Raw genomic sequence first — 25870 nt, forward strand, 5'->3', positions numbered from 1 at the left:
GGTCTGAGTCACAGACGCTGTGACGATGATCGCCGGAAGGGCAGGTCGTATGAACCACGAACGGACACGACCCTGTCTGGTAGGACGGTGAGCGCCTCCACCTCGCGAGCAGTCTCGTCCGCGGCACGCGGAGCGGTGTCGTCTCTGGGCGAGTTCTACTCCCTGGCACTCGACACCGGCCGAGCACTGGCGAAGCGGCCGTTCCAGTGGCGGGAGTTCGTCGATCAGAGCTGGTTCATCGCCCGGGTCTCCCTACTGCCGACGATCCTGATGTCGGTCCCCTTCACGGTGCTGGTCGTCTTCACTCTGAACTCGTTGCTCATCGAGATCGGTGCCTCCGATCTGAGCGGTGCGGGCGCAGGTCTGGGCGCCGTCACCCAGATCGGGCCGCTGGTCACCGTGCTCGTCGTGGCCGGCGCTGCCGCCACTGCGATCGCCGCAGATCTCGGATCGCGCACCATCCGCGAGGAGGTGGACGCCATGGAGGTGCTGGGTATCGATCCGGTGCACCGCCTCGTCCTGCCCCGAGTCCTCGCCTGCACTCTTGTCGCAGCCCTCCTGAACGGCGCCGTGTGCACGATCGGACTGGTGGGAGGGTTCTTCTTCTCCGTCTACCTCCAGGACGTCACACCGGGTGCCTATGCCGCCGGAGTCACGCTGCTGGTGGGACTTCCGGAACTGCTGCTCTCCGAGGTGAAGGCAGCACTGTTCGGTCTCCTCGCCGCGCTGGTCGCCTGCTACCGCGGACTGTCCGTGCGGGGTGGGCCCAAGAGCGTCGGGGAGGCGGTCAACGAGACCGTGGTGTTCTCGTTCGTCGCCCTGTTCCTGGCCAACCTGGTCCTCACCTCCGTGGGCCTCGCCGTGAGCGGCCGCTGATGGTTATCGAGATGAGCGACGTCGCCGCTGCGATGCGACGCCGGACGAACGCTGCCTCCGGAGCGGTCGATGTACTCGGCGAACGCGCGATCTTCTTCACGCGTGCACTCGCGTCCACCGGACGAGCCGTCCGGTCGTACCGCGGGGAAACCATGCGCGTCATCGCCGAGATCTCCCTCGGCACCGGGGTTCTCGCCGCGATCGGTGGCAGCATCGTCATCCTCGGCTTCCTCACGCTGTTCGCCGGTGCCACCGTCGCGGTGCAGGGATTCGACTCGCTCGGAAGCATCGGGGTCGACGCGTTGACCGGGTTCCTCGCCGCCTACGTCAACGTCCGGGTGGTCGCACCGGTCACCGCGGGAGTGGGCCTTGCCGCGACCATCGGCGCCGGGACCACGGCAGCGCTCGGCGCCATGCGGATCAGCGAGGAGATCGACGCGCTCGAGGTCATGGCGATCAAGTCGCTGCCCTACCTCGTCGGCACCCGCATCGTCGCGGGCATCGTCGCCGTGGTTCCGCTCTACGCGTTGTCACTGATCACGTCGTTCCTCGCGAGCCGGGTCGCGACAGTCGTGGTGCTGGGCCAGTCCGGCGGGGTCTACGACCACTACTTCTCCACGTTCCTCGTCCCGACCGACGTTCTGTGGTCGTTCGTCCAGGTCATCGTCATGGCTGTCGCGGTCATGGTGATCCACACCTACTACGGCTACACCGCCTCCGGAGGTCCCGCCGGCGTCGGCACGGCCACCGGACGCGCCGTGCGCCTGTCCCTCATCACGGTCGTCAGCGTCACGCTGCTGATCTCGCTCGCGCTGTACGGCAGCGCACGATCCGTGCATCTGGCAGGGTGACATGACACGACCCTCCGCCCGCCTCAAAGGTGCTGCGCTCCTCTCGATTCTGCTGATCATCGGAGTCGTCGCGGCGGCCTACCTCGCCTATCGGGGCACCGTCACCGACGCGATCGCGCCATCGGTCTCGGTGTCGGTGCAGTCCGATCGCGCCGGGCTGGTGATGCAGCGGGGCGCCCTGGTCAAGATGAACGGTGTCGAGATCGGCACCGTCTCGCAGGTCCGCCCGTCGACCCGCGGCGCCGTGATCGACCTCCGCCTCCGCGGCGACATCGCGGGTTCGGTGCCCTCCGATGTCGGGGCAACCATCGCCGCCACCACCATCTTCGGATCGAAGATGGTCACTCTCACCGCTCCCCCGTCACCGTCCGCCGTATCCATCGCCGACGGCGCCGTCATCGCCGCCTCCTCCGTCACCGTGGAGGTGAACTCCGTGTTCGAATCGCTGACGTCCGTTCTCGTCGCGTCGCAACCCGAGAAGCTGAACACCACCCTGGGGGCGCTCTCCACCGCCCTGAACGGCCGGGGCCGCGCGTTGGACGCGACGATCGAGGACCTGGACACCGTGCTCGGGGCGGTCAGTCCGCTCGTCCCCACGCTCCGACGCGATCTCCGTTCCGCAGCAGTCGCGTCCGGCGCGCTCGGCGACAGCGCACCGGATCTGGTCAGCACTCTGGCCTCGCTGACCACCACCGCGCGCACGGTCACCGACAGCACTGATGTGCTGGGCCCCGCCCTGACGTCGCTGACGGGAGCGGCGACCGACGCTCGCACCGTTCTCGCGGAAAACGCCGACGGAGTGACCGCCACGGTGGCCGATCTGGTCCCGACGACCGGGTTGCTGCGGGAGTACTCCCCCGAGTTCACGTGCTTCCTTCAGGGCGCCGACATCGCACGGAAGGCTGCGGAGAAGGTCTCCGGCGGCAACGGCCGCACGATGTTGCTGAACAGCACCGTGCTGTTCGGGGTGCCGGCGTACGAGTACGCCACCGACCTGCCGAAGGTCGCTGCCACCGGCGGGCCTCGGTGCGGTGCGCTGCCGCTGCTTTCCGACAGCGACATTCCGGCACCCTACGTCCGCGCCCACACCGGATCGAACCCGTTCCGCGCCGGTCTCACCGCTCCCGTCCTCGACCCGGCGTCCATCATCGACTTCCTGCCCGGCGGTCTCGCAGCACCGAGCACGACTCGATGAGTCACCGGGGCAAACTTGTTCGGCTCACGAGCTTCGTGGTCACCATGACACTGGTGCTCGCCGCGCTGGTGGTCGTCTTCGGCCAGGTCCGCTTCGACTCGACCTCCACCCACCGGGCGCTCTTCACCAGCGCGTCCGGTTTGCGCAGTGGTGAATTCGTCCGAGTGGCGGGTGTGGAGGTCGGATCGGTGGGCGCGGTGGACGTCGTCGACAACGACCACGCCGTGGTGGAGTTCGACGTGACCGATGCGTACACCGTGACCGAGTCCACCACGGCCACGATCCGCTACCAGAACCTGGTCGGCGATCGTTACCTCGAATTGGCCGACACTGCCGGTGACGCCGCGCCTCTCGCTGCCGGCGCCACCATCCCGGTCGACCGGACCTCTCCTGCACTGGATCTGGACCGACTCCTGAGCGGATTCCAACCCTTGTTCTCCGGCCTGGACCCCAGCACCGTGAACAGAGTGACCGGCGAACTCGTCGACGTCTTCCAGGGGCAAGGCGGCACCGTCGCCTCTGTGCTGGCGCGGCTCGCGAGCCTGACGTCGTTGTTGGCAGACCGTGACGAGGTGATCGGACAGCTGATCACGAATCTGCGGACCACCCTGGCGACACTCGCAGGGCGTCAGGACGACGTGTCCCTCGCGATAGACAGTGCTCAGACGCTGGTGTCCGGCCTCGCTGCCGACACCCGGACCTGGGGTGAGGCGCTGACGAGCATCGACAGTTCTGCTGCCACGATCGGTGATCTGCTCGTCGACGCCCGCCCGCCGTTGGACACCACCGCCGACCAGTTGCAGCGCACTGCAGCACAACTCGATGCCGGCAAAGACACCATAGCCAGTATCACCACTCGTCTACCGGACACGTACGCATCTCTCAGTCGCCTCGGCGCCTATGGGAACTTCTTCAACTATTACCTGTGCGGCATCAGGCTGAAGATCGACACACCCGACGGACAGGGCCTGACGACACCGCTCATCGGTCAGAACACGGGAAGGTGTGCACCCGCATGATGGAACGGTTCCGCACGGTCGACACCGTGCGCAGTGGCATAGTCGGCACCTTCCTCGTGGTGGTGGCCGCGGCGGCGGCGATGAACGCGACCGCACTCCCGATCCTCTCCACCGGAACGTCCTACAGCGGCCTGTTCCTCGATACCGGAGGCCTCGAGACAGGCGCCGCCGTGGAGGTCGCAGGGGTACGCATCGGCACGGTGACGGACATCGAGGTCGAGGGGCAGGCCGTCCTGGTGACGTTCTCGATCGAGGGGAAGGTGCTGCCCGGCAACGACACCCGCCTCGCCATCGCCACCGAGACCGTCCTCGGAACCAAGAACCTCCGGTTGGATCCGCGTGGCCCCGGCCGCCTGTCGACGACGGAACCCGTCGGACTCGACCACACCACCAGCCCGTATCAGCTCACGGACGCACTGGGGGACCTCACCGACGACGCGGCCGGTATCGACACCGACCAGCTCACCGACTCACTCGCCGCCACCACCGAGATGCTCGATCGCACACCGGACGACCTGGGCCGCGCCATCGACGGGGTGGGTCGTTTGTCCGCGACGGTCGCGTCGCGGGACGAGAGCTTGCGTGACCTCCTGGCGTCGGCCGAGAAGGTCACCGGCGTCCTTGCCGACCGCAGTGCGCAGGTCGACACGCTCATTGTCGATGCGGCCACGGTTCTCGCCGAACTCGACCGACGACGCGGCGCCGTGGACACACTCTTCGGAACCGTGACGCGGTTGGCGGACCAACTGCGCGGACTGGTGGCCGACAACGAGGCCGAGCTTGCGCCGACACTGGCCTCGCTCGACTCCGTCCTCACCGTCCTGACCGACAACAAGGCGGACATCTCCGCCGCGATCGAGAACCTGGGGCCGTACGTGACGCAACTCGGCGAGGCGGTGTCCAGCGGACCGTTCTTCAACTCGTGCATCCAGAACCTGATCCCCGGCCAGGTCATCAGCCCGTTCATCCGCGCAGCCCTCGGACTGGGCCCGGCTCCGGCCGATTCCACGTCCGTCAATCCGCTGACGGCTCTCAACGGGGCACCGCGATGAAGGCGAGGCTCCTCGGCGTCGTGCTGTTCCTCGTCGTCGCTGCTGCCGCGTCGTACGCGATCGTGCCGCGATTCACCTCGGTTGCGGTGACGGCGGAGTTCGCGAACACCACCGGTCTGTACGTCGGTGACGACGTGCGCCTCATGGGAGTGACCATCGGCTCGGTGACCTCGATCGAGCCTCGCGGCGACCACGCGGAGGTGGGACTGCGCTACGACTCGTCGTATCCCCTTCCGGCCGACGCGAAGGCGGTCATCGTCTCGCAGAGTGTGGTCGCGTCGCGCTTCGTCCAACTCGCTCCCGCTTACGACGGCGGCGACACCCTCCGATCCGCCGACACCATCCCGCTCGACCGGACCGCCGTGCCCGTCGAGTGGGACCGCATCACCGAGCAACTCGCCCGTGTATCCGAAACTCTTGCGCCGCAGGGCCTCACCGAACTCGGCTCGGACGATGCATCCAGGCCCCTCGGAGCGCTGGTCGATGCGGTGGACGCCAACATCGGCGGGCGGGGACAGGACATCCGCACCACGCTGACCCAGCTGTCCGACGCGATGCGCACGCTCTCGGACGGCAGAACCGACCTCTACTCCCTCGTGCGCAACCTCCAGGTCTTCGTGTCGGCGCTCGCAGCGAGTGATCAGCAGATCGTGACGTTCAACGAGATCATGGCCTCGGTCACCTCCGTGCTCGCCGACGATCAGGACGACATCGGCAGCGCCCTGGCATCACTGGATGGCGCGGTGTCGGATGTGGAGCGCTTCGTCCGCGAGAACAGGACGGGCGTCGCAACCACGCTGGGCAGCCTGGAGGAGCTCACGGCCGAGCTGGCGTCCCAGCGGGACGGCATCGCGCAGATCCTCCACGTCGCGCCCACGGCGCTGTCGAATCTGAACAACATCTACCAGCCGGCGCACAACGCGATCGTGTCGTCGTTGGCGCCGAACAACTTCGCGAATCCGATGGATTTCGTCTGTTCGGCCATCGCCGCCGCCGAGCAGGTGGGCGCGCAGGAAGGTGCGGAATCCTGTGTCCGGTACCTGGGTCCACTGTTGAAGACTCTTGCCTTCGACTACCTGCCCCTGCAGGCGAACCCCATCAAGGGTGTCGGCGCTCTGCCGGGCCAGATCGTCGACAGCGAGGGCGGGCGATGACGACACGGAGGACCTCGTCGTCGGTGGCACTCGTTCTGTGCTCGTCGGCACTGCTGTCGGCGTGCGGGTGGCAGGGCCTGAACTCCCTTCCGCTTCCGGGCACGGCGGGCGACGGTCCCGGATCGTTCGAGGTGGTCATCGAAATGCCCGACGTGTCCACGATCGAACGCAACGCGCGAGTCCTCGTCGGCGACGTCACCGTCGGACGTGTGGCCGATCTGGCGCTCGTCGACGGGCACGCCGAGGTGACCGTGCGTCTCGACGGCAGTACTGCACTCCCTGCCGATGCCGTCGCATCGGTGGGGCAGACGAGCCTCCTCGGATCGACCCACATCGAATTGGCCGCTCCGACAACGGGAGGCGCCCAGGGTCGACTCGCCGATGGCGATGTGATCCCCCTCGACCGGGCGGGCGCGTACCCCACGACAGAGCAGACGTTGTCGTCGTTGTCCCTGGTACTGAACGGGGGTGGGCTCGCGCGCATCAACGACATCACGACCGAGGTGGACGCGGCACTGGACGGCAACGAGGAGTCGCTGCGCTCGGTCCTGGCGGGTCTGGAGACACTGCTCGTCGGACTCGACGATCAGAAGAGCGACATCCAGAACGCCATCGTGGATCTGGACCGATTCGCCGAGACGGTCGCCGCGAACGACGCGGTCCTGGGCGATGCGGTCACCGCGCTGGCTCCGGCTCTGACCGTGTTGTCGGATCGCCGGGGGGATCTGGTCTCGGCCCTCGACTCCCTCGGCCGCCTCGGTACGACGGCGGAGGCCATCGTGAACGACACCGGCGACGACCTCGTCACGGCCCTGGACGATCTGGGCCCGGTCCTGAAGTCCCTCGCGGATTCCGGCTCGTCACTCACCGAGTCGTTCCGCTATCTCCTCACCTACCCGTTCCCCATCGACGTCTACAAGAACGCGGTGCGCGGCGACTATGCCAACGGGGAGGTGACGCTCGACCTCCGGATGGCCACGTTGGACAACGCACTTCTTCTCGGCACACCGTTCGAAGGCATGCTCGCCGGGCTCGAAGGAGCCGTGGGCGCCATGGCACCCACCCCGACGCCAACGCTTCCCACCGTGAACGACCTGCTACTGCCCCCGAACCTCTTGCCCCCGAATCTTCTGCCACAGAACGGCACACCATGACTCCGACTGTCCGACTCCGTGTCCAGCTGACGGTCATCGCCGTGGTGGCAGTGCTGTCGGTAGGGATCACGGGCGTCTATTACGCACGCATTCCGCAAGAGCTGGGGCTGGGCCGGTACAGCGTGACTGTGGAGCTCGCGGGGGGCGCCGGCCTCTACACCAACGCGAACGTCACCTACCGCGGCAGCGAGATCGGCAAGGTCAGTGCCCTGCGCGTCACTCCCACCGGTGCATCCGCTGTCGTCTCGCTGTCGTCGGACGTGTCGGTTCCTGCGTCGACACGTGCCGAGGTGCACAGCATGTCGGCCATCGGCGAACAGTTCATCGATCTCCTGCCCGACACGGACGACGGCCCCTTCCTCGGGGACGGGTCGGTCATCCCGATCGACCGCACCACGATCCCGACGGCGGTTGCCCCGACCATCGACCGTCTCGACGCGGCGTTCCGCTCCGTCGACCCGGTGACTCTCGGCCGCGTTCTCGACGACAGCTCCCTCGCGCTGGGTGCCGACGGTGACACCCTCGGCGAGCTGCTCGACTCGCTCGGGTCCGTCACCACGGCGACGCGGGAGAACATCGACCCGATCGCGGCCCTCGTCACCGATCTCGACCCGGTGCTCGGTGCGACCGCCGCGAGCAGTGACGCCATCCGGTCGTGGGCCGCGTCGCTGGCCACCGTCACCGGTCAGGTGTCGACGCGCGACGGCAACCTACGATCCGTCATCGACGGTGGTGAACCCCTGGGCGCTGCGGTGTCGGGCCTCTTCCAGGACCTGCGCCCCACACTCCCCTTGTTGTTGTCGAACCTGATCAGCGTCGAGCAGGTAGCCGTCACCTATAACGCTGCGCTGGAACAGATCCTGGTTCTGTATCCCCCTCTCATCGCCGCCACGCAGGGCACCGGTAAGGCGAATGCCGACGCCGGTGACCCCGGCCAGAACACGTACTTCGCCGCACAACTCAACGACCCGCCGCCGTGCACGGAAGGTTTCCTCCCCGCCGACCAACGCAGATCACCCGCCGAGGTCGACACCGTGCCGACGCCGACCGACCTGTACTGCAAGGTTGCGCCGGACGACCCCAGCGCGATCCGCGGTGCACGCAACCTGCCGTGCCAGGAGTTCCCGGGCCGGCGGGCGGCGACGGTGCAGTTGTGCCGACAGGGTGCCTACGACCCGAACAACGGGTCCTACATCACCGATGACGGGTCGCGATGGGTCGAGTCGACACTGTCCGACGCGCCGCCCGCAACAGTGGAACAGATGATGCTGCCGGACGAGTGACCCGGCGACCTACCGCACAGGATCCAGCGCGGAGACGAGCCAGCGGCCGTCCACCTGCGCCATCTCCACGCGGAGGCTGGTCGAGGTGGCACGCGGATCGGGAGTGTCTGCCGCAGTGACAGTCTGGTTGACGAACAGCAGCGCGACGGCCTCGGCGTCGTCCATCGAGACGAGCGCGGCACCCGACACGACCGCGCTCGAGGTGAGTTCGCGTTCGATCGCTCCCGGAACGACGGACTGCTCGGCGAAACCGGAATAGTAGGTGAGGAAATCGCCGGTGAGGCGTGCCTTCGCGCCGTCGACGTCGGACTGCACGCTGTCGGCTCGGTAGGACAGGACGGCGACGGTCCCCTCCGTCGCCGCCCGGACGACGTCCGACTCGACGGCATCGGATACCGCCCGATCCGGGACCGTCAGTTCGATCCCGACCGGGACAGCCACCAGCGCAACGATTCCGACGACGATCGCGATCTGCGCACCCCTCCGGCGCAGGCCCCGTCGTCGATCGGTCGCCGCGCCGTCGTCGACCGCATCCTCAGGTTCCGCGTCGGCGTCCAGAGTGACCGCCACGTCGTCGCTCACGGCACGAACTGCACGTCGGACAACGCGAGGCGGTCACCGTCGCGTGCGACCGAGACGCGCAGGCGCCAGACACGCGGCTCGTCCGTGGCTCCCGAGGCATTGGTGACCGTCGATGTCGCAGCCACGAGCACCTGCGCGTCGGAATCGGTCACAGACTCGATTCCCGCCTCGCTCACCGCTCCGGTGGCAGTGACGTCCGCATCCCGGACGACGGACACGAAATCCGCAGCGCGCTGGGAGAACTCGTCGCGGAAGCGACCGGTGGACGCCGACGTCACCCGCTCGACGTCCGCATCGACCGTGTCTGCGGAGATGGTCGTGAGGTCGAGGACGCCCTGCCGTGCGACCTGCAGGTACTGCTGCTCGAGCGTGGTGCGCTCCCGAGCCTCCTGAGATCGCGTCCACGCCGTGGCCGAGACAGTGACCGAGGTGGCCACCGCGGCGACAGCGAGTACACCGACGATCACCCGCGTTCGTGTGCGCACAGCCACTCCTGTCCCGGGCCACCTCCAGCGCGGCCCTCAGGTCCGACCGTACTACAGAGTACGGATGCTGTTTCCGAAACAGCGGAACAGATTTCGTTGCCCGAAACGCTTTCTCCATACCCGGTAGTACGGTACGTTCGCTCCACACGAACAACCGGATTTCACCGATCGAAAGCAGGGGCAGGTGCCGGAGACAGTCGACGAGTTCCAGCGAATACCGTACGAACCGGCGCGGGACGGGCGCGTGGAGATGCATTCCGGACTCTCCCGGCACTACCCGACGTTGCATGCGAATCTGGTGTCGCCCATCGGCAGGCCTGATAGACGCGTCGGCATCCTGATGGCGCATCCGTCGAGCGACTTTCTGTCGCACTTCCTGCTCCGTGGATTCGCGGCCGCCGGCATCCCCACGATGGGTCTCAACACCCGCTACTCCTCCAACGAGCCGGCACTGATCATGGAACGCGCGGCTCTGGACGTGGGCGCCGGTGTGCGGTGGATGAAGGACGAGCTCGGGTTCGAGAAGGTCGTTCTCCTCGGATTCAGCGGCGGCGGTTCGCTGTCCGCGTTCTACCAGTCGCAGGCCGAGACTCCGACGATCACGACGACTCCCGCCGGTGACCCGGTCGATCTCGCGTCGGCGGAGCTCGTTCCTGCAGATGCCCTCATGCTCGTCGGAGCGCACTCCGGACGCGCCCGCGTCCTGCGCCACTGGATCGACGGAGCAGTCGTGGACGAGTCCGATCCGTCCTCGGTCGCCCCCGACCTCGACCTCTACGCACCTGGACGTACGACGCCACTCGACCGCACGTGGGTCGAGGAGTACCGGGCGGCGCAGCTCGCCCGCATGCGCCGAATCGACACGTGGGCACTGGGCGAACTCGACGATCTCACGCGGCGCGGGGCGTCGGACCGGGCCTTCGTCGTCCACCGCACCGTCGCGGATCCACGCTTCGTCGACATCACGCTGGACCCGAGCGATCGGGTTCCGGGCAGCATGTACGGAGACCCGTTCGCGGCCAATTCCGCTGCCGGCGGACTCGCGCGCTTCGTCTCGGTCCGCAGCTGGCTCAGCACGTGGAGCCTCGACCACACGAACGCGGATGCCGTGCGCAACCTGACCGACGTGACAGTTCCTACCCTCGTCATGCCTCTGCTCGGTGACCAAGCGGCCTTCGCCGACGATGCGCGTGCGATGGCCGCAGCTCGCGGCGGCGCGACGGTCGTCGAGATGCCCCACCTGAACCACTACCTGGTCGATCAACCCGACGGAGTCGACCGAGTCACCACCGCAGCGCTGGCATGGCTGACGGACGCCCTGTCGGAGAGGACATCGAGATGACCAGCGCCACCCGCACTCCTACCGCGTTCACCTACTGGGAGAACCGGCAGAGTCCCGGTATCCAGCGCGCCGAAGCGTTGTTCGAGCGAGTGTTCCGGTCGTCACCGTTCCCCAGCGATGACGTCGCGAGGGAGTTCTGCGAGAGTCTGTTCCTCGGCGACACAGCGGCCGAGAACTTCGTCGACGAGGTGTACGAGGCAGACCCGACGGGAACACGCGCCCTCCTCGACCGTGCACTCGCTCACGGGATCGATTCTCTTCCCGACGTTCCCGAGAGCATGCGCGTCCTGTTCGACGAGTTCGAGACCGAACCGGACTGGCTCGACACCGATCTGGTCGAGCGCGGGGCCGCGGTGTGGCGACGGTGGGGCACGATGCTGTTCACCGTTGCCGGCGGCATCACCCTCGAGATGTACACCGAGGCTGCCGTCGCCACCCCGCTCTCACTGGCAGGCGGGTACGCCGGCGACAACGCGATGCGCCGATTCCTCGAGACCTGCAAGTTCTGGATCGACACCTCCGAGCCGGGTGCCCTGTCCCGCATCGGGTCCGAAGGTCGAGCCACCGCGATGAAGGTCCGCGTCATGCACGTCGCCGTACGTCGCAAGGTCGACGGACACCCGGAGTGGGATCGCGAGAAGTGGGGCTACCCCATCAGCCAGGGGTATCAGATGCTGACTCTCCTCGGTGGCAGCACCGTTCCGGCACTTGCTCTGCGATTGGTGGGTCTGCAGACCACCGCCGACGAGATCCGAGCGTTGCTCCATTTCCAGAAGTACATGGGTCACCTGCTGGGTGTCGACGTGTCGAACTTCCCCACCACCATCGCCGACTCCCTCCGGATGACGGCGATGGTGTCGGCCGCCCGCAGTTACGACGCCGGACCACACGGCAAGGAACTCATCGAGTCCTTCCCCGCAGGTTTCGCACCGCGCCCCGAGCAGCGAGGCCTCGCGCGTCTCCGCGCGCGGTACAACTACGGCATTCACGGCGCTTACACCGCTCTCTTCATGAGTCCGGTGACACGGTCGGACTACACGATGCCTCGGGCGTTCCCGTGGGTCCTGATCATCCTCCTGCGCTTCCCTCTCCTGACAGCGATCGAGCTCTCCCGACGATTCCTACCCGGAGTGGCGCCCGTCGTCGAGAAGGTCGCTGTGGCACAACGACTCCGGTGGTACCGGGACCAGATGAACGGCCGCGAGGCCGAATTCGACGCGAACGGAGCACTGCGACGATGACCGAGTATATTTCCGGCTTCGGCAACCAACACCAGTCCGAAGCCCTCGACGGTGCACTCCCCCGAGGTCAGAACTCGCCGCAGCGAGCGCCCCACGGCCTCTACGCGGAGCAACTGTCCGCGACGGCGTTCACCGAGCCGCGAGAGGTCAACCGACGCACCTGGACGTACCGGATCCGCCCCAGCGCAGCGCACCCGCGGTATCACCCCATCGACCACCCGACGCTCCGATCCGCGCCGCTGAGTGACGGAGTTCTCGACGTGAACCGGCTTCGGTGGAATCCCGTGGCCCGACCCTTCGATGCGGCCGACTTTCTCGACGGCCTCACGACCATCGCTGCGAACGGTGATGTGCTGCAGCGTGACGGCATCGCGATCCACCTGTACCACGCGACACGATCGATGACCGACCGCTACGTTGCAGACCTGGACGGAGAATTGCTGATCGTTCCCCAGTCCGGCCGTCTACGGATACACACCGAGGTCGGAATCGTCGACGTCGCTCCCGGCGAGATCGCCGTCGTCGGACGGGCCATCACGTTCCGAGTCGTGCTGCTCGACGACGATGCCGCGGGCTATGTGTGCGAGAACTACGGGTCCTACTTCACCCTCCCCGAACTCGGACCCATCGGCGCGAACGGTCTCGCCCACGCGCGGGACTTCCACTACACCGTCGCAGCATTCGAGGACGACGACCGACCCGTCGAGAAGATCCAGAAGTTCGGCGGCCGACTCTTCGCGACAGAGCTGGACCACTCGCCTCTCGACGTGGTGGCCTGGCACGGCAATCACGGTGTGTACAAGTACGACACCGCCGACTTCAACGTCATGGGGACACTCGGGTGGGACCACCCCGACCCGTCGATCTTCACGCTCCTGACGTCGCCCTCCGAACGGCCGGGACAGGCGAATGTGGATCTCGCCATCTTCCCGCCGCGCTGGAACGTCGCCGAGCACACGTTCCGGCCCCCGCACTTCCATCGCAACGTCATGACCGAGTTCATGGGACTGGTCCGAGGGCAACACGATTCCAAGGCGGAAGGCTTCCTGCCCGGGGGTGCAAGTCTGCACAACATGTGGGGTGCGCACGGACCGGACCAGGAGACCTTCGACCTCGCCACCGCGGCCGACCTGGCACCGCAGAAGCTCGAAGGATCGTTGCCGTTCATGTTCGAGACGCGGCTCCCCCTGCTCGTCACCCCACTCGCCCACGACGCGCCGCATCGCCAGCCGGACTACGACTCCTCGTGGGCCGGACTGCAGCGCCATTTCACATCTCCCCTCACTCCCAGCAACCCGGAGCAGCCATGACCGCGAGCACCCCCACCCGTCCCTCTGTCGCCCTGCCCGATCCGCTGCTGCGTATCGGCGGCGTCTCGCAGGCTGCCTCCGGTGGGCAGACCTACGACAGCATCGATCCGACCACGGGTGCTCTCGTCACCTCCGTCGCTGCCGGCGCCGAGGCCGACGTCGACCGGGCCGTGCGCGCTGCACGTGCGCAGTTCGACGGTGACTGGTCGCGCGTCAGCGGCCCGGAACGTACGAGGATCCTTCTCACGATCGCGGATCTGATCGATCGCGACTGCGAGACCCTCGCCGCACTCGAAGCAGTCGAGATGGGCAAGCTGTTCCGCGACTCCGTGAACGGCGACATCCCGGCCGCTGCCGCGGTGTTCCGGCACTTCGCTGGGTGGGCGGACAAGATCTCCGGAACCACCGTCATGCTGCCGGACTTCGGACCGCAACGCCGGTTCGGCTACACCGTCCGGCAGCCTCTCGGTGTCGTCGCCGCGATCACGCCGTGGAACAACCCGCTGTTGATCGCCGCGTGGAAGCTGGCACCCGCACTCGCCGCAGGGAACACGGTGGTGATCAAGCCCGCGGAGGACGCGTCCCTGTCCACGTTGCACCTCGCGGATCTGTGTGCAGAAGCCGGCCTACCGCCGGGTGTGCTCAACGTGGTCACCGGTCTGGGCGTGACCGCCGGTGCCGCCTTGGCCGGCCATCCCGGTGTGGACAAGGTGTCCTTCACCGGCAGTCCCCGTGTCGGCCGCCAGATCCAGGCGGTCGCGGGCACCACGTTCCGCAAGATCGTCCTCGAACTGGGGGGTAAGGCACCCCAACTGATCTTCGAGGACGCCGACCTCGACGCGGCGATGCCGTGGATCGCGATGGGCAACTTCTATCACCAGGGCCAGGTGTGTGCCGCGGGCACGCGCGTTCTCGCACACGAGTCCGTCGTCGATCGTGTCGTCGAGGGACTGGTCGCGGCGGCCGACGCTGCCGTGATCGGAGACCCGTTCGACGACACCAGCACGATGGGCACCATCGTCAACGAACGTCAGCTCGATCGCATCATGGGCTACATCGACTCTGGTGTCACCGAGGGCGCAGAGCTGATCACCGGTGGGCGGCGGATCGAGGGACCGGGACAGTTCGTGCAGCCCACCGTCTTCCGCGGACACAACGACCTGACCATCGCCAGGGAGGAGATCTTCGGTCCCGTCGCCACCGTCATCAGCTTCTCGTCCACCGAGGAGGCCGTCGCGATCGCCAACGACACGCAGTACGGGCTGAATGCGATGGTGTACTCGGAGAACATCTCCCGAGTGCACTCCGTCGTCGAGCAACTTCGCGTGGGCACCGTGTGGGTGAACGGGTGGGGTGTGCCGGATCCGGCTCTGCCGTGGGGCGGACGCGGTGCGAGCGGAGTCGGCCGCGAACTCGGCCGTACCGGACTCGACGGAGACACCGAAGAGAAGACCGTTCACATCGGATTCTCCGCATGAGCGCGCCGGAGATCGTCGAGACCTGGAACGGCCCCGGCCGACGCGACGCACGACTGACCGACGTCCACCCGCGCCACAACGCGGCCCATCCTGTGCCGGGTAGCCGATCGGGCTTCGAGCACTGGTACTTCGACGCCCACCTCGACGACGGTCACACCATCATCGGATTCCTCAACCTGCGCCGACCCGAAGAGCCTGCGCTGGTGGCGAAACCGAGCGTGGAGATCCTGATCTACGCACCCGACGGCTCACGCCGACAGATTTCCGTCCGCCACTCCAAGAAGGACGCCACCGCGTCGATCGCCGCCTGCGACGTCGTCGTGGGGCCGAACCACGCATGGGCGGAGTTCCCCGCAGACGGGCTCCCCATCCATCACCTCTACCTGTCGGAGGAGGACGTCACCTTCGATCTCCGCTTCCACAACGAACTTCCGAGCTGGATGCCCGGCGAGGGAGAGACGTTGTTCGGAGGCACCGACGTCTTCGGCTGGGTCGTCGCCGCGCCGCGTGCGCGGGTCGAGGGATCCATCACCATCGCCGGAAGAACCACTGCCGTCACCGGGCGCGGCTACGCGGACCACAACTGGGGCGCGGGCGACATGAAGCGCGTCATCGACCGCTGGCACTGGGGCCGACTGTACGACGACGACTATTCCTTGCTCTATGCCTTGGTCAAGACGCAGGCTCGGCTCGGTGCCCACGAGAGTCGCCCACTGATGTTGGCGTACAAGGGCGAGATCGTCCTGAGCTCCGGCGAAGCGGACGTCACCGAGGGGCCGATGGTGTTCAACGAGATCGCCAATCGGTCGTACCCCGCGTGGCTCCGCATCGAGGTACCGGGACAGGTGTCCCTCCTGCTGACCGTCCAGAACGTCGTGCACGCCCACGACCTGCTGGACGACGTTCCCATCGCCGGCCATCGTATGTTCCGCCCGTTGCTCTACAGCCTCGTCGGACACCCCGGGTACTTCCGCTTCGACTCGACGTTCGAACTGACCGTCGTACGTGACGGGGTCACCGAAACCCGAACGGGCCGAACACTTCATGAGCTCGTCGCCCTGAACTGACGCCTACGATTCCAGGGAGACATCCGATGCACACACACCCGGCAGGCAGGCGATCCGCCGCCGTCACGTTCACTACAGGACTCGCGCTCGCGGTGATCTCGGCGGTCGCCCCGTCCGCGTCCGCCACACCGAACGATGTTCTGGGCAGCTTCCAGCTTCGAGACTGCGTCGAGGTGTCCGCCATCGTCTCGGTGCCACCCGATCGCGCAGCCGCCGCACTGCCGGACGGCTACACCTCCTCGTCCTTCATCGGATTGCCCGGTGGCCCCGGCATTCCGGGTAATTCATCGCTCCTGATGGGTGTCGAGACCTGCCAGGGCGGGACCATCGGCGGCGTCCCCGTCGACGGTCCCGTCGCCTTCGGTGAGCGCGTCCTCTCCGTCGACCGCAAGGATGCTCGGCCGGGATACCACTTCTACGCCGTCGAGCAGGTCACAGACAACCAGCAGATCTACGACTTGATGCGGGAGGCCGGATTCGACATCGCATTGGTGCCGGGAGTCGGTGCCACTGCCGACGCGTTCGGAGGCGTCTCGGATGGCGGCCCCGTGCGGATCGTGGACCAGGCGCCCGTTCCTCGCGTGCCGTCCCCTCTCGGGGAGGTCAGCATCTGGAAGGACACCGAGAGCAGCAGAACAGCCCTACGCCTGACTGTCCATCGGCCGACGGCACAGGCCGGGCTCGGGCACGTGACCGCCGAACCGAATTCACCCATCGCGTTCCTGATGGGCACCGAGACGGCAACGGGAATCGGAGCGATCAACAGGTTCGACTTCGATGCTCGGGTGGAGGTGGTGCGCTGACCCACACCGGGAACAGTCGTGGTCCAGAAGGTCGGCTGTCGATCACCCGGCCACTGCTCGTAACCGCTCGACCTCGCTGCGAGAGTGGCGTACGGACTCGGTGTCCTCCCCCTTCTCGCGGGCGACGTCGTGCGCCAGGTCCAGAACGGCGCGACGCAGATGCTTGCGGGCTCGTCGGGCCTTCCGAGTGGGCGCGGACTTCACGAATGCCTTGCGGGCCTTCGTGTCCAGCACACCGTCGACCTCGGCATCGGTGACGACACCGGCCTCGACTTCCGGGTCGAGGATGTCGCGGACGAACTTATACTCACGCGGTGCGGCCCGGCGGAACGCGATGGTCAGAACCGTGAACCCGATGACGACCGACGCCAGGATCACCACGAAGTTTCCCAGACCGCCGCCACCGAGACCGCCGGCGTCGTCCCACGTGAAGTGGAGGAACATGCCGGCGACGACGAAGGCCGCACCACGCCAGACCCGCCGGGGTTGCGCTGCCGTCCCGATCAGATAGACGGCTCCGGTGCAGACGAGGGCACTGAACAGAGGGTGGGAGGCGAAGCTGACGGCGATGCGTACGACGGACATGTGCACCGCGTTGCCCACGGGATCGGTGCCGAATGCCCGAGCAGTGGAACTCGCCGCGTAGAGGAAGTCCTCGAACACGGCGAATCCGAGCCCGATGAGCGCTCCGACGATGAGGCCGTCGTTCGCGGTGCGGATGAGACGCGGGGCGAGGCTCATCAGGAGCAGGAAACCACAGAGTTTGGCCGCTTCCTCGGTGAACGGTGCCGTCGCACCTGCCGCCCAGTTCGCGCTCCATTCCTGACCGAACAGCTTGGGGTAGATGCCGAGCATCGCCGTGTTGACGGTCATCGCAAAGGCGAACGTTGCCGGGACAGCGCCCCACACGAGGGCAGCGACCACGAGCCCGCCTGGTTGCCGCTCCCACCGGTCGATGTGATGGAACCAGACAAGCCACGCGAGTCCGCACAACCCGCACAGCACCGCTGCGACCGCGAACCCTTCGGCGTAGAACCCGGCGTCGGGTGCGAAGAACGCCCACGCCTGGAACGCACCTATGGCGGTCAGCGCCAGGTAGACCCAGAAGGAGAGGTTGTGAGGCTGCACGAAGCGGAATCTCGCACCCCACCCGGAGATCTCGACTGCTTCCGCTCGGCGCTGACCAGCTTCCGTGCCGACCGTCTCGGGAGACGTGCGGGGGTCGACAGTGCTCATGCGTCGTCCCCGTCCACGGTACGGATGCTCGCGATCATCGCTCGGACGTCGTCGAGGGCTGCGGTCATCTGGGTGGGTGGCCCGTAGGCAGTGATGTCGACCCCTGTGCCGCCGAGAACGAAGGCCGCGATCACCCCGTCGCTTCGCACGCTGTTGTAGGGCTGCGCGACTCCGGTCTCGCCGGCCGCCGTGGTGAGAGTGGCCCTGTTCCCGTCGACCCGGAAGGTGGGGTCGTACGTCCGGGACGTGACCTTCTGCACCTGGTCGAGCAGCTGATCGGGAGTGCCGTCGTACGAGTCTGTCGACACCTGGAAGGTGATGCCGGCCCCGGCGAGGGTGGCATCGCCGAACGTGCCTCCGTCTCCGACACGGAAGCCGGACTCGACGTCGTAACCGGCGACGGGGGTGAAGACGAGGGTGTCGGTGAGTGCAAGCTGCTGCCCTGCCAGAACGGGGTCGTCCCAGTCGAGGGCAGCGTCGATGCGCGGAACCACCACGGTGAAGACCAGGAACACAGCGAGCACGACGAGCGCCGGTGGCCACGTTCGACGGTCGAGACCCAGCACACGATGTTCGACCGGTACTCGATGTCGATGTGCAGGAGCGTTCAACAGTGGTGTCACGGATACCCCTCGAACTCGTCGTTGTTCGTACTTTGTCACAAACCACGCGGTCCGTGCAGTCCGCTGTGAACGACCTCGACGAGAACGGCGAGTCGAGTGTCAGAGTCCGGCGATCACCCGATCGAGCCACTCGACCATGACCGCGCGCTCGGCGGCGCTCAACGTGTCCAACGCCGGCGTGATCGCACGAAAAGCGACCGCGGCGGCGGCGTGGTCGTCCTGCTCGCGGTCGGGCGGGTCGGTGAGGATCTGCCGCATGACGGCATCGAACATCGCGTCGGCCAACTCGTCGTCGCGGTCCTCGGCCGGAGTCGCGAGAAGCACCGAGATCGTGCCCACACCCGCTGCCTGGACGAGTCCGAGCGCCCGTTGTTCGCTCACCCGCAGTCGGCCCGTCTCGGCGACCCTGTGTATCCGAGCCCGGAGGACGTCCATGCCGGCCTGCGCCGCGCGAGATCGTGTCAGGTGCTGCGGGCCGTTCATCATCCGGAACAATTCCGGGTTGGCGATGCCGAACTCGACCTGCGTCAGCCACCCTTCGCGCAGGTCCACGAGGGGATCCACGCCCTGCGACGCGGCCGTCTCGGTGATGCGTTTCTTCATCGAGACATGCTCGGCCAGAACATGTTCTGCGACGGATTCCAGGAGACCGTCCTTGTCGCCGAACAGTCGATAGATCGTCGGGGGCTGTACGTCGGCACCCTCGGCAACCCCACGAGTGGTCACTGCGGCCACGCCGTGATCGCGCAGCAGGGCGGCCGCGACCTCGATGATCCGCGCCCGGACGTCGTCTCGAGTGCTGGTCGGCTTGATCACGTTCCAACGATAACAGTTCCGTGATACCGTCGCGTTTCCATCGATAACACCGGTGCGATACCAACGAAACTGAGGCACTCATGATCGTCATCACCGGCGCCACCGGCGCGCTGAACGGCGCCACTGTCGACCACCTGCTCAGACATCGCCCCGCTTCGGAGATCGCGGTGGCGGTCAGAGACGCGTCCAGGGCCCGACGCTTCGCCGATCTCGGAATCGAGGTGCGCCACGGCGACTACGCAGACCCGGCGTCGCTGGCGGACGCGTTCGCGAATGCCGATCAGCTGCTGCTCGTCTCGTCCAGTGATCCGAGGGCCGACGCAGTCTCCCTGCACCGCAACGCGATCGACGCGGCCGTCACCGCGGGCGTGGGGCGAATCCTGTACACGAGTCATCAGGGGGCCGCGGACGACACGCCATTCGGTCCGGGTCGAGACCACGCGGCGACGGAGCGGCTGCTGGCGGGTTCCGGCCTGCCGTGGACCTCGCTGCGCAACGGCTTCTACGCCCACAGCCTGGCCTGGTCGACGGGCCCATGGCGCGAGTCCGGTGTCATCACCGTTCCGGCCGACGGTCCGGTGTCGTGGACGTCCCGAGCGGATTCGGCGGAGGCTGCGGCGGCGATCATCGCGTCGAACGGCGCGTACGACGGACCGGTCACGGTGACCGCCGAGTCCGCACCCACCTTCGAGGAGGTGGCGGCGATCGCCTCCGACGTGGCCGGGCGGACGGTACGGCGAGTCCTGATGGACCCCGAGGACTGGATCGCAGCCCGGGTCGCCTCGGGGCAGCCGGAATTCGCGGCTCGCTTCACACTCGGGATGTTCGACGCTGCAGCCGGCGGTTGGTTCGCCGGCGTCGATCCACTGCTGGGACAGTTGCTCGGCAGGTCGCCCGCGACCGTGCACGACGCGCTGACTCTCGCGTAGCCTCCACGGCGCCCGTCAGAGGTCGAGGGTGGCACTCCAGGACAGCGAGACTCAGACCGGTCGTTCCGCCGTCACTCGCAGCCGTTGTGCTGATCGGCATGTTCGGAGGACAATCACCGGATCGGTGACGTGTTCGGTGAGAGGGTGTGCGATGTCTGTGTCGTGGGAGTCTCTGTCTCGTCGGCGCGGCGTACGGGTGACCGGCGGGCTCGTCGGCGTGTACGTCGGCCTGGTGGCCTATTGGTTCGTGCAGGATGCCGCCCACCGTGTGGCAGCGCGGAAGGCTGAGGCATAGCCTCCGTTCGTGCCGCTCCGAGTCATCGTCCGATGTGAGGGGATGTCGGACAACAGGATGCCCCTACGACGCCGACCCTGAATGCCGCATCGACGACGGGGACCGACCCATGGTGCGGGTGAATGCTCGCGAGAACGCCGCGTCGGACCCGTATCCGAACGAGGCCGCGACCGAGGAGATGGTGGCGTTCGATCTCGCGAGCTCCGCCGCCGCGAGCTGCATGCGCCGACGGGTCAGGTGGACCACCGGGGCCTCACCCACCAGCGCGGTGAAGCGCGCGGCGAAGGCGGATCGAGACATCGCCGCCGTCCGAGCCAGATCCGCCACCGTCCACGGCCGCTCCGGATGCCGATGCATCGCGATGACCGCGGCACCGATCTGTCTGTCGCGCAACGCCCCCAGCCAGCCGCCGATCTCAGCGCCCTCCTCTCGGAGCCACGCTCGGACGAGATCGATGATCAGGATGTCGGCAAGCCGCGTCACCACGGCCTCCCCACCCGGCCGGCGGGCAGCGGCCTCGTTCGCGAGCAGTTCCAGTACCGCGGCCGAGACCGCAGACCCGCGATCACCCACCAGCACATCGGGCAGCACGTCGAGGAGTGAGCGGGCAGTCGGATGATCGAACTTCACGGCGCCACAGATCAACACGGCCCGCTCGCCCCCGCCGCCGTGCTCGAGAACGATGAAGCGGTCCGAGATCCACTCGGGCTCCGGGTCGTACATCGACACCGACAGGGATGACGGATCGTCCACCACTCGGTGGCCTCGACCGTGCGGGACCAGCACGCACTCACCCTCGCCCACCAGCCGAGGGTCCGTCCCCGGCAGCTCGAGCAGGCACGATCCCACCACCGGTGCGTGAAACCACAGGCAGTCCTCCATCGCGGGGATGTCGAGACCCCAGGGAGCCGTCAGTTCCGATCGAACGTAGAACACCCCACGCATCCGCAGCGAGTGCAGGGCGTCGCCGAGCGCATCGTCACCGCGCCACATCCTGGACGATCGATCATCAACGGTGGACTCCACGGTATTCATTGTCCACCACGAACCCGGCACCGTGAATATCGTGACCACACAACGAACCATCACTGTTCTCGGCGCCACCGGCCGAACCGGACGACGCCTCACCGACACGCTCCTCGGCCGCGGATGGAAAGTACGCCGTGTCGCGCGCACCGCACGGCCCCACCCACACCCGGCTGCCACCACGCACACGGGCGACCTGACCGACACCGACTTCCTCACCACCGCGTTCACCGGCGTGGACGCGGCCTACGTCCTCGTCCCGTTCGACCCCACAGCACCCGACGTCCGAGCACACATGGACGACATCGGGTCCTCCATCACCGACGCACTCCGACGAGCACGGGTGCCACGCGTCGTCGCACTCAGTTCTCTCGGCGCCGAACTCGAGCACGGGACCGGATTCCTCACCGCACTGCACGCTCAGGAGCAGCGACTCACCGCCCTCGAGACCGATCTCGTCCTTCTCCGCCCCGGCTACTTCTTCGACAATCTCGACCCCGTCCTGCCCCACCTTCGCCACATCGGGGCACTCCAGGACTCCATCGCCCCCGACGTGCCCCTGCCGATGGTGGCGGCCGGAGACGTCGGCGCAGCCGCGGCCGACGCAGTCGAGGAACCCGAGCACCAGGGCACCACCATCCGCGAGATCAGGACCGCAGTCGATCTCACCCTGATGGACGTCGCCGCCGCGGTCGGCCGAGCACAGGGCATCGGCCATCTCCCCTACCAGCAGCTCCCCGACGAGGAGACGATCACCCAGCTACTCCAGGTCGGATTCTCCGACGATGCAGCGAGATTGCAGGTCGAGATGCACCACGCGTTCTCTGCAGGACGCGTCGCCGCGGCGGGGGACGACCCCCGCGCCCCGACGACGGTGGACGACTACCTGGCGTCGCGGGCGTGAGCGTCTACCGAAAGCGTGGCGTTCCCACGTGTGCTCACGACGCCGTGGTCGAACCCCGGATCACAGCCGCCACGAGATCAGGATCGTCCCACGTGGGAACGTGCCCCAGATGCTCGTGCACGATGACGGCGGCGAGGGACGGCAGCCCGTCGAGGTCCGTCTCCGCTGCACGGATGAGCGGGTCTCTGCCCCCGTAGACCACGGTGATCGGGACATCGATCTCGTCTCCGCCGCCGAAGCGGGTGCCCTCGAGGGCCGACATCGTGCGGTCGAAGTCGCACGTGGCGAGGTTGCGTGCATCGTCGGCTGCCACCACCGACGGGATGCGCCACGGACGGCCGAACAGCCCGAACAAGGCGACGGTCCGCAGCAGTGGCCGGCGCAGGAGGAACCCCGCACCCGGAACGCGAGACCCGTGCACCCACACGGAGAAGAGCACCTGCCGACGCACACGGGCTGTGCCGCCCGTCGAGCGCCACAGCCCGGCGGGCATGAGCGCACACACGGACGTCGCCCGACCACGGCGCGCGAGCTCCAACGAGAGCCACCCGCCGAGCGAATTGCCCACGAGGTGCGCACTGTCCCAGCCCAGTTCGTCCATCACCAGCTCCACCCGGTCAGCCAGTCGCGCCGGCGTGGGTGCGTCACCGTCGCCGAGGGGATCGCTCTCTCCGAAGCCCGGGAGATCGATCGCGACGGTGTCGAAGTGATCAGCCAGTGTCGGAATCACGGGGTCCCACATCTTATGTCGATGCCCGATCCCGTGAATCAGGAGCATGGGCGCTCCCCGGCCGGTCCTGCTGTAGCGAGGCAGTGCGGAGACATCGATGTCGGTCACGGGACAAGTATCGGTCCGAGACGGGCACCACCGATGTGGAGTGTGGCCAGTATCCGTGCGATGGGTCGGGACATTCGACAACCGAGCCGTGCGAGTGCACCACGCGGGAGCGACGACCAGCTCGGGTGGAATCGTCTGAACGGCTCAGAGGTGGCGCGCAGCGAAGTCCACCGCGCACTGCAGCGTCTCGCGGCCTTCCGGAAGTACGCCTGCCAACACGGGAAATGCGTGCACCTGACCCCGCCACACATGGGTCTCGACGATCCGGCCGGCGTCCTCGAGCTTGCGCGTCATCGCCTCCACGTCCGGGCGCATCAACTCGTACTGCGCCGAGGACAGGAAGACCGGCGGAAACACCGATGGATCGGCATCGATCGGAGACGCTGCGCCCGGGATGGCGTCCGGCCCGTTCATCCAACGATCCTCCAGCGCGAGAACCTGTTTCATCGGCAGATACGCGTCCCGCTTCATGAACGCACGGGAATGGCTCCTCAGGTCCAGATTGAGCAACGGCGAGAATCCCAGAACGGCCGCGGGTGGTGTCAACCCTTCCAGCGCAGCCAGTTCGGCGACTTTCATCGCGAGGTAACCGCCGGCCGAGTCTCCCGCCACGATGATCTTCGACGGATCGGCCACCGTCGCCGACGCGGCGCGGTAGGCGGCCATGGCATCGAAGATCGACGTGCCGATGCCGCCGTACGGAATCTGCCGGTACTCCACGGAGTACACCGGAACACCCGCACGGGCGGCGATCATGGCACACGCACCGCGGTGGGTCGCCAGTCCGCAGAAGACGAAGCCGCCGCCGTGAAAGTAGAGAACCGTCGCACCGGCCAGAGAGCCGGTGGCCGTCCGAGGATGTGTCGTCTTCTCGCAGGGCACACCACCGAGAACCACCTGGTCGATCGTGACGCGAGGCGGTTTCGGCAGTCGGTCGACGACGCGATCGAGGTGCCCGATGGCCTTGATACCGCCGTCGGTGAGCGGCCACATACTCAGGGTCGGCTTGAGGACCGCCTTCATCGCCGCCGACAGAACGCGTGCTTGCGGACTGATGTCGTCGTGCCAGGTGAGTGTGCCCGTCATCGTCTCGTCGTTCCCCTCGTGCGATGAAGCGTGGAGACGATCGACGCTATCAGCCCGGCTATGTGCACCGATTCCGACAGACTCGAGCTCGGCTGTGCTCGTGGGAGCTCGGCTCGGGTTTCCCGCGTGAACGTGCTGGGTACGCATACGACGAACGCGCCTGGGCGCACTAGAGAAGTTCGGTGGTTCACCGTGAAACGCATCGTCGTCGCCTTGTCGGTACTGGCTCTCGTCGCCGGCTGTTCCACCGACGACACTGCACCTGCGCCGACGCAGACGCCCGCCGCCGAACCGGCTAGGGCGCCCGCAGCGCAGGATCCGATCGGCACCGTCGTTCCGCTTCCGGGCGCACCCGAGGGAATCGTCGTCACGTCGTCCGGCATCGCCGTCGCCGCAGTGCGTGAACCCGATGGCCTGAGGCTGCTCGACGCGGCGACCGGAGTCGAGCGATCGTTCGTGCCGACGGTCGGTGCGCCGCGACACCTCTCCCTCGCCGGCCCGGACGGACCGGTACTCGCGCCCCTCGAGTCCAGTGACGAACTGCTCCTGGTCGATCCGGCGAACGGAGCGACGCTCTCCACCACCCGGGGCGTCGGACGGCAACCGCACGATGCCGTGGTAACCGCCGACGGCGCGACCGTCGTGACCAACGAGATGGGCGGCGGAGTCGTCTTCGTACGCAACGGTGTCGTGATCGCATCTCTCCCCGCCGGTCCCGTGCAACCGGGCGGCGTTGCAGCCGTCGGCAATTACGCAGCTGTCGCAGACGTGCAGGGCAACGGGATCTGGATCTACAGCGGGCCGGACCAGAAGCTCGTCGCGCAGGGACCGTTGGGGACCAAACTGACGCATGCGACATCGCTCGGCCCCGACCTCGCTGCCTTCGCCGACACCGACGGTGGCGCGGTATACCTCGAACGCATCACTCCCGACATCAGCGAGGTCGCTCGCATCGACGCACCCGGCAATCCTTACGGGCTCGCCTACGACGCCGATCGGAAGCTCCTTCTGATCACGCTGACCGAGAGCAACATCCTTCGTGTCGTCGATGTGGCCGAGCCGGCATCGCCGCGGATCGTGGTCGACTTGCCGACGGTTCGTCAGGCCAATTCCGTTGCCGTGGATCCACGAACGGGAAACGTGTTGGTGACAGGCAGTGACCCCGGCGCGGACTCGAGCCTGCAGATCATCCCGGCCGACAGTGTCGACGCGTCGTGACACGTGC

The 25870-nt window shown here is 67.2% G+C and carries 25 protein-coding genes; 17 read left to right on the top strand and 8 right to left on the bottom strand.

Annotated features, from left to right (window positions below; translation table 11 throughout):
• The first annotated feature begins 135 nt into the window (after positions 1-135).
• Genes QE449_RS18710 through QE449_RS18745 form a run of 8 tightly spaced genes read left to right on the top strand, consistent with a single transcriptional unit; the run spans position 136 to position 8584 of the window.
• Positions 136-876 carry an MlaE family ABC transporter permease gene (locus tag QE449_RS18710; protein WP_373428400.1) on the top strand — a complete coding sequence of 247 codons (741 nt, stop codon included), beginning with the start codon at positions 136-138 and terminating at the stop codon, positions 874-876.
• Between the two features lie 11 nt (positions 877-887).
• Positions 888-1727, top strand: a complete 840-nt coding sequence (locus QE449_RS18715) for an ABC transporter permease (RefSeq protein ID WP_197074732.1) — start codon at positions 888-890, stop codon at positions 1725-1727.
• A gap of 1 nt (position 1728) precedes the next feature.
• A complete protein-coding gene (locus QE449_RS18720) occupies positions 1729-2922 on the top strand; it encodes an MCE family protein (protein ID WP_307109369.1) in 1194 nt (397 codons plus the stop codon).
• Complete coding sequence (locus QE449_RS18725) at positions 2919-3941, top strand: MCE family protein (protein ID WP_307109370.1); 1023 nt, start codon at positions 2919-2921, stop codon at positions 3939-3941. Before QE449_RS18720 ends, QE449_RS18725 begins: the two co-directional genes overlap by 4 nt.
• Positions 3938-4993 carry an MCE family protein gene (locus QE449_RS18730; RefSeq protein ID WP_307109371.1) on the top strand — a complete coding sequence of 352 codons (1056 nt, stop codon included), beginning with the start codon at positions 3938-3940 and terminating at the stop codon, positions 4991-4993. Before QE449_RS18725 ends, QE449_RS18730 begins: the two co-directional genes overlap by 4 nt.
• Positions 4990-6147, top strand: a complete 1158-nt coding sequence (locus tag QE449_RS18735) for an MCE family protein (RefSeq protein WP_307109372.1) — start codon at positions 4990-4992, stop codon at positions 6145-6147. Before QE449_RS18730 ends, QE449_RS18735 begins: the two co-directional genes overlap by 4 nt.
• Positions 6144-7301, top strand: a complete 1158-nt coding sequence (locus tag QE449_RS18740; RefSeq protein ID WP_051613025.1) for an MCE family protein — start codon at positions 6144-6146, stop codon at positions 7299-7301. Before QE449_RS18735 ends, QE449_RS18740 begins: the two co-directional genes overlap by 4 nt.
• Positions 7298-8584, top strand: a complete 1287-nt coding sequence (locus QE449_RS18745; RefSeq protein ID WP_307109373.1) for an MCE family protein — start codon at positions 7298-7300, stop codon at positions 8582-8584. Before QE449_RS18740 ends, QE449_RS18745 begins: the two co-directional genes overlap by 4 nt.
• A gap of 9 nt (positions 8585-8593) precedes the next feature.
• Here QE449_RS18745 and QE449_RS18750 read toward each other — a convergent pair whose 3' ends face one another.
• Together QE449_RS18750 and QE449_RS18755 are read right to left on the bottom strand one after the other, a co-directional pair.
• Positions 8594-9166, bottom strand: a complete 573-nt coding sequence (locus tag QE449_RS18750; RefSeq protein ID WP_307109374.1) for a hypothetical protein — start codon at positions 9164-9166, stop codon at positions 8594-8596.
• Positions 9163-9651 (bottom strand): hypothetical protein, encoded by a 489-nt coding sequence (locus tag QE449_RS18755; RefSeq protein WP_307109375.1) that lies wholly within the window; start codon positions 9649-9651, stop codon positions 9163-9165. The genes QE449_RS18750 and QE449_RS18755 overlap by 4 nt, the downstream gene beginning before the upstream one ends.
• Positions 9652-9901: 250 nt before the next feature.
• Between QE449_RS18755 and QE449_RS18760 the strand changes: the two genes are divergently transcribed.
• From QE449_RS18760 to QE449_RS18785, 6 genes are read left to right on the top strand one after another with little or no spacing between them, the layout of a single operon-like run.
• Positions 9902-10993, top strand: a complete 1092-nt coding sequence (locus tag QE449_RS18760; protein WP_042574535.1) for an alpha/beta hydrolase — start codon at positions 9902-9904, stop codon at positions 10991-10993.
• Positions 10990-12234, top strand: coding sequence for an oxygenase MpaB family protein (locus tag QE449_RS18765; RefSeq protein ID WP_307109376.1), 1245 nt, complete (start codon positions 10990-10992; stop codon positions 12232-12234). The genes QE449_RS18760 and QE449_RS18765 overlap by 4 nt, the downstream gene beginning before the upstream one ends.
• Complete coding sequence (gene hmgA / locus QE449_RS18770; RefSeq protein ID WP_307109377.1) at positions 12231-13544, top strand: homogentisate 1,2-dioxygenase; 1314 nt, start codon at positions 12231-12233, stop codon at positions 13542-13544. Before QE449_RS18765 ends, hmgA begins: the two co-directional genes overlap by 4 nt.
• Entirely contained in the window at positions 13541-15022 is a 1482-nt protein-coding gene (locus QE449_RS18775) for an aldehyde dehydrogenase family protein (RefSeq protein ID WP_307109378.1), read from the top strand. The genes hmgA and QE449_RS18775 overlap by 4 nt, the downstream gene beginning before the upstream one ends.
• Positions 15019-16089, top strand: coding sequence for a lipocalin-like domain-containing protein (locus tag QE449_RS18780; protein ID WP_307109379.1), 1071 nt, complete (start codon positions 15019-15021; stop codon positions 16087-16089). Before QE449_RS18775 ends, QE449_RS18780 begins: the two co-directional genes overlap by 4 nt.
• A gap of 26 nt (positions 16090-16115) precedes the next feature.
• On the top strand, positions 16116-16892 hold the full coding sequence (locus QE449_RS18785) for a hypothetical protein (RefSeq protein WP_307109380.1): 777 nt from the start codon (positions 16116-16118) through the stop codon (positions 16890-16892).
• A 42-nt stretch (positions 16893-16934) separates the two neighbouring features.
• Here the strand turns inward: QE449_RS18785 and QE449_RS18790 are convergent, their stop codons facing one another.
• The 3 genes from QE449_RS18790 to QE449_RS18800 form a co-directional block, all read right to left on the bottom strand.
• Positions 16935-18128, bottom strand: a complete 1194-nt coding sequence (locus QE449_RS18790; RefSeq protein ID WP_307109381.1) for a PrsW family intramembrane metalloprotease — start codon at positions 18126-18128, stop codon at positions 16935-16937.
• Positions 18125-18694: a hypothetical protein gene (locus QE449_RS18795; RefSeq protein WP_307109382.1), complete on the bottom strand. Its 570-nt coding sequence runs from the start codon at positions 18692-18694 to the stop codon at positions 18125-18127. Before QE449_RS18795 ends, QE449_RS18790 begins: the two co-directional genes overlap by 4 nt.
• Before the next feature lie 156 nt (positions 18695-18850).
• Complete coding sequence (locus QE449_RS18800; RefSeq protein ID WP_307109383.1) at positions 18851-19567, bottom strand: TetR/AcrR family transcriptional regulator; 717 nt, start codon at positions 19565-19567, stop codon at positions 18851-18853.
• A gap of 80 nt (positions 19568-19647) precedes the next feature.
• Between QE449_RS18800 and QE449_RS18805 the strand changes: the two genes are divergently transcribed.
• Complete coding sequence (locus QE449_RS18805) at positions 19648-20496, top strand: NAD(P)H-binding protein (protein WP_307109384.1); 849 nt, start codon at positions 19648-19650, stop codon at positions 20494-20496.
• Positions 20497-20854: 358 nt separating this feature from the next.
• Here the strand turns inward: QE449_RS18805 and QE449_RS18810 are convergent, their stop codons facing one another.
• Positions 20855-21826: a cupin domain-containing protein gene (locus QE449_RS18810; protein WP_373428320.1), complete on the bottom strand. Its 972-nt coding sequence runs from the start codon at positions 21824-21826 to the stop codon at positions 20855-20857.
• A 31-nt stretch (positions 21827-21857) separates the two neighbouring features.
• Between QE449_RS18810 and QE449_RS18815 the strand changes: the two genes are divergently transcribed.
• Positions 21858-22721: an NAD(P)H-binding protein gene (locus tag QE449_RS18815; protein WP_307109386.1), complete on the top strand. Its 864-nt coding sequence runs from the start codon at positions 21858-21860 to the stop codon at positions 22719-22721.
• Positions 22722-22755: 34 nt separating this feature from the next.
• Here the strand turns inward: QE449_RS18815 and QE449_RS18820 are convergent, their stop codons facing one another.
• Together QE449_RS18820 and QE449_RS18825 are read right to left on the bottom strand one after the other, a co-directional pair.
• A complete protein-coding gene (locus QE449_RS18820; RefSeq protein WP_307109387.1) occupies positions 22756-23559 on the bottom strand; it encodes an alpha/beta fold hydrolase in 804 nt (267 codons plus the stop codon).
• 144 nt (positions 23560-23703) lie between these two features.
• Positions 23704-24645, bottom strand: coding sequence for an alpha/beta hydrolase (locus tag QE449_RS18825; protein ID WP_307109388.1), 942 nt, complete (start codon positions 24643-24645; stop codon positions 23704-23706).
• A gap of 192 nt (positions 24646-24837) precedes the next feature.
• On the opposite strand from QE449_RS18825, the gene QE449_RS18830 reads away from it, so the two are divergent.
• Positions 24838-25863 carry a hypothetical protein gene (locus tag QE449_RS18830; protein WP_307109389.1) on the top strand — a complete coding sequence of 342 codons (1026 nt, stop codon included), beginning with the start codon at positions 24838-24840 and terminating at the stop codon, positions 25861-25863.
• Positions 25864-25870: the final 7 nt, after the last annotated feature.

The sequence above is a fragment of the Rhodococcus sp. SORGH_AS_0303 genome, from assembly GCF_030819335.1.
Taxonomy (GTDB): domain Bacteria; phylum Actinomycetota; class Actinomycetes; order Mycobacteriales; family Mycobacteriaceae; genus Rhodococcoides.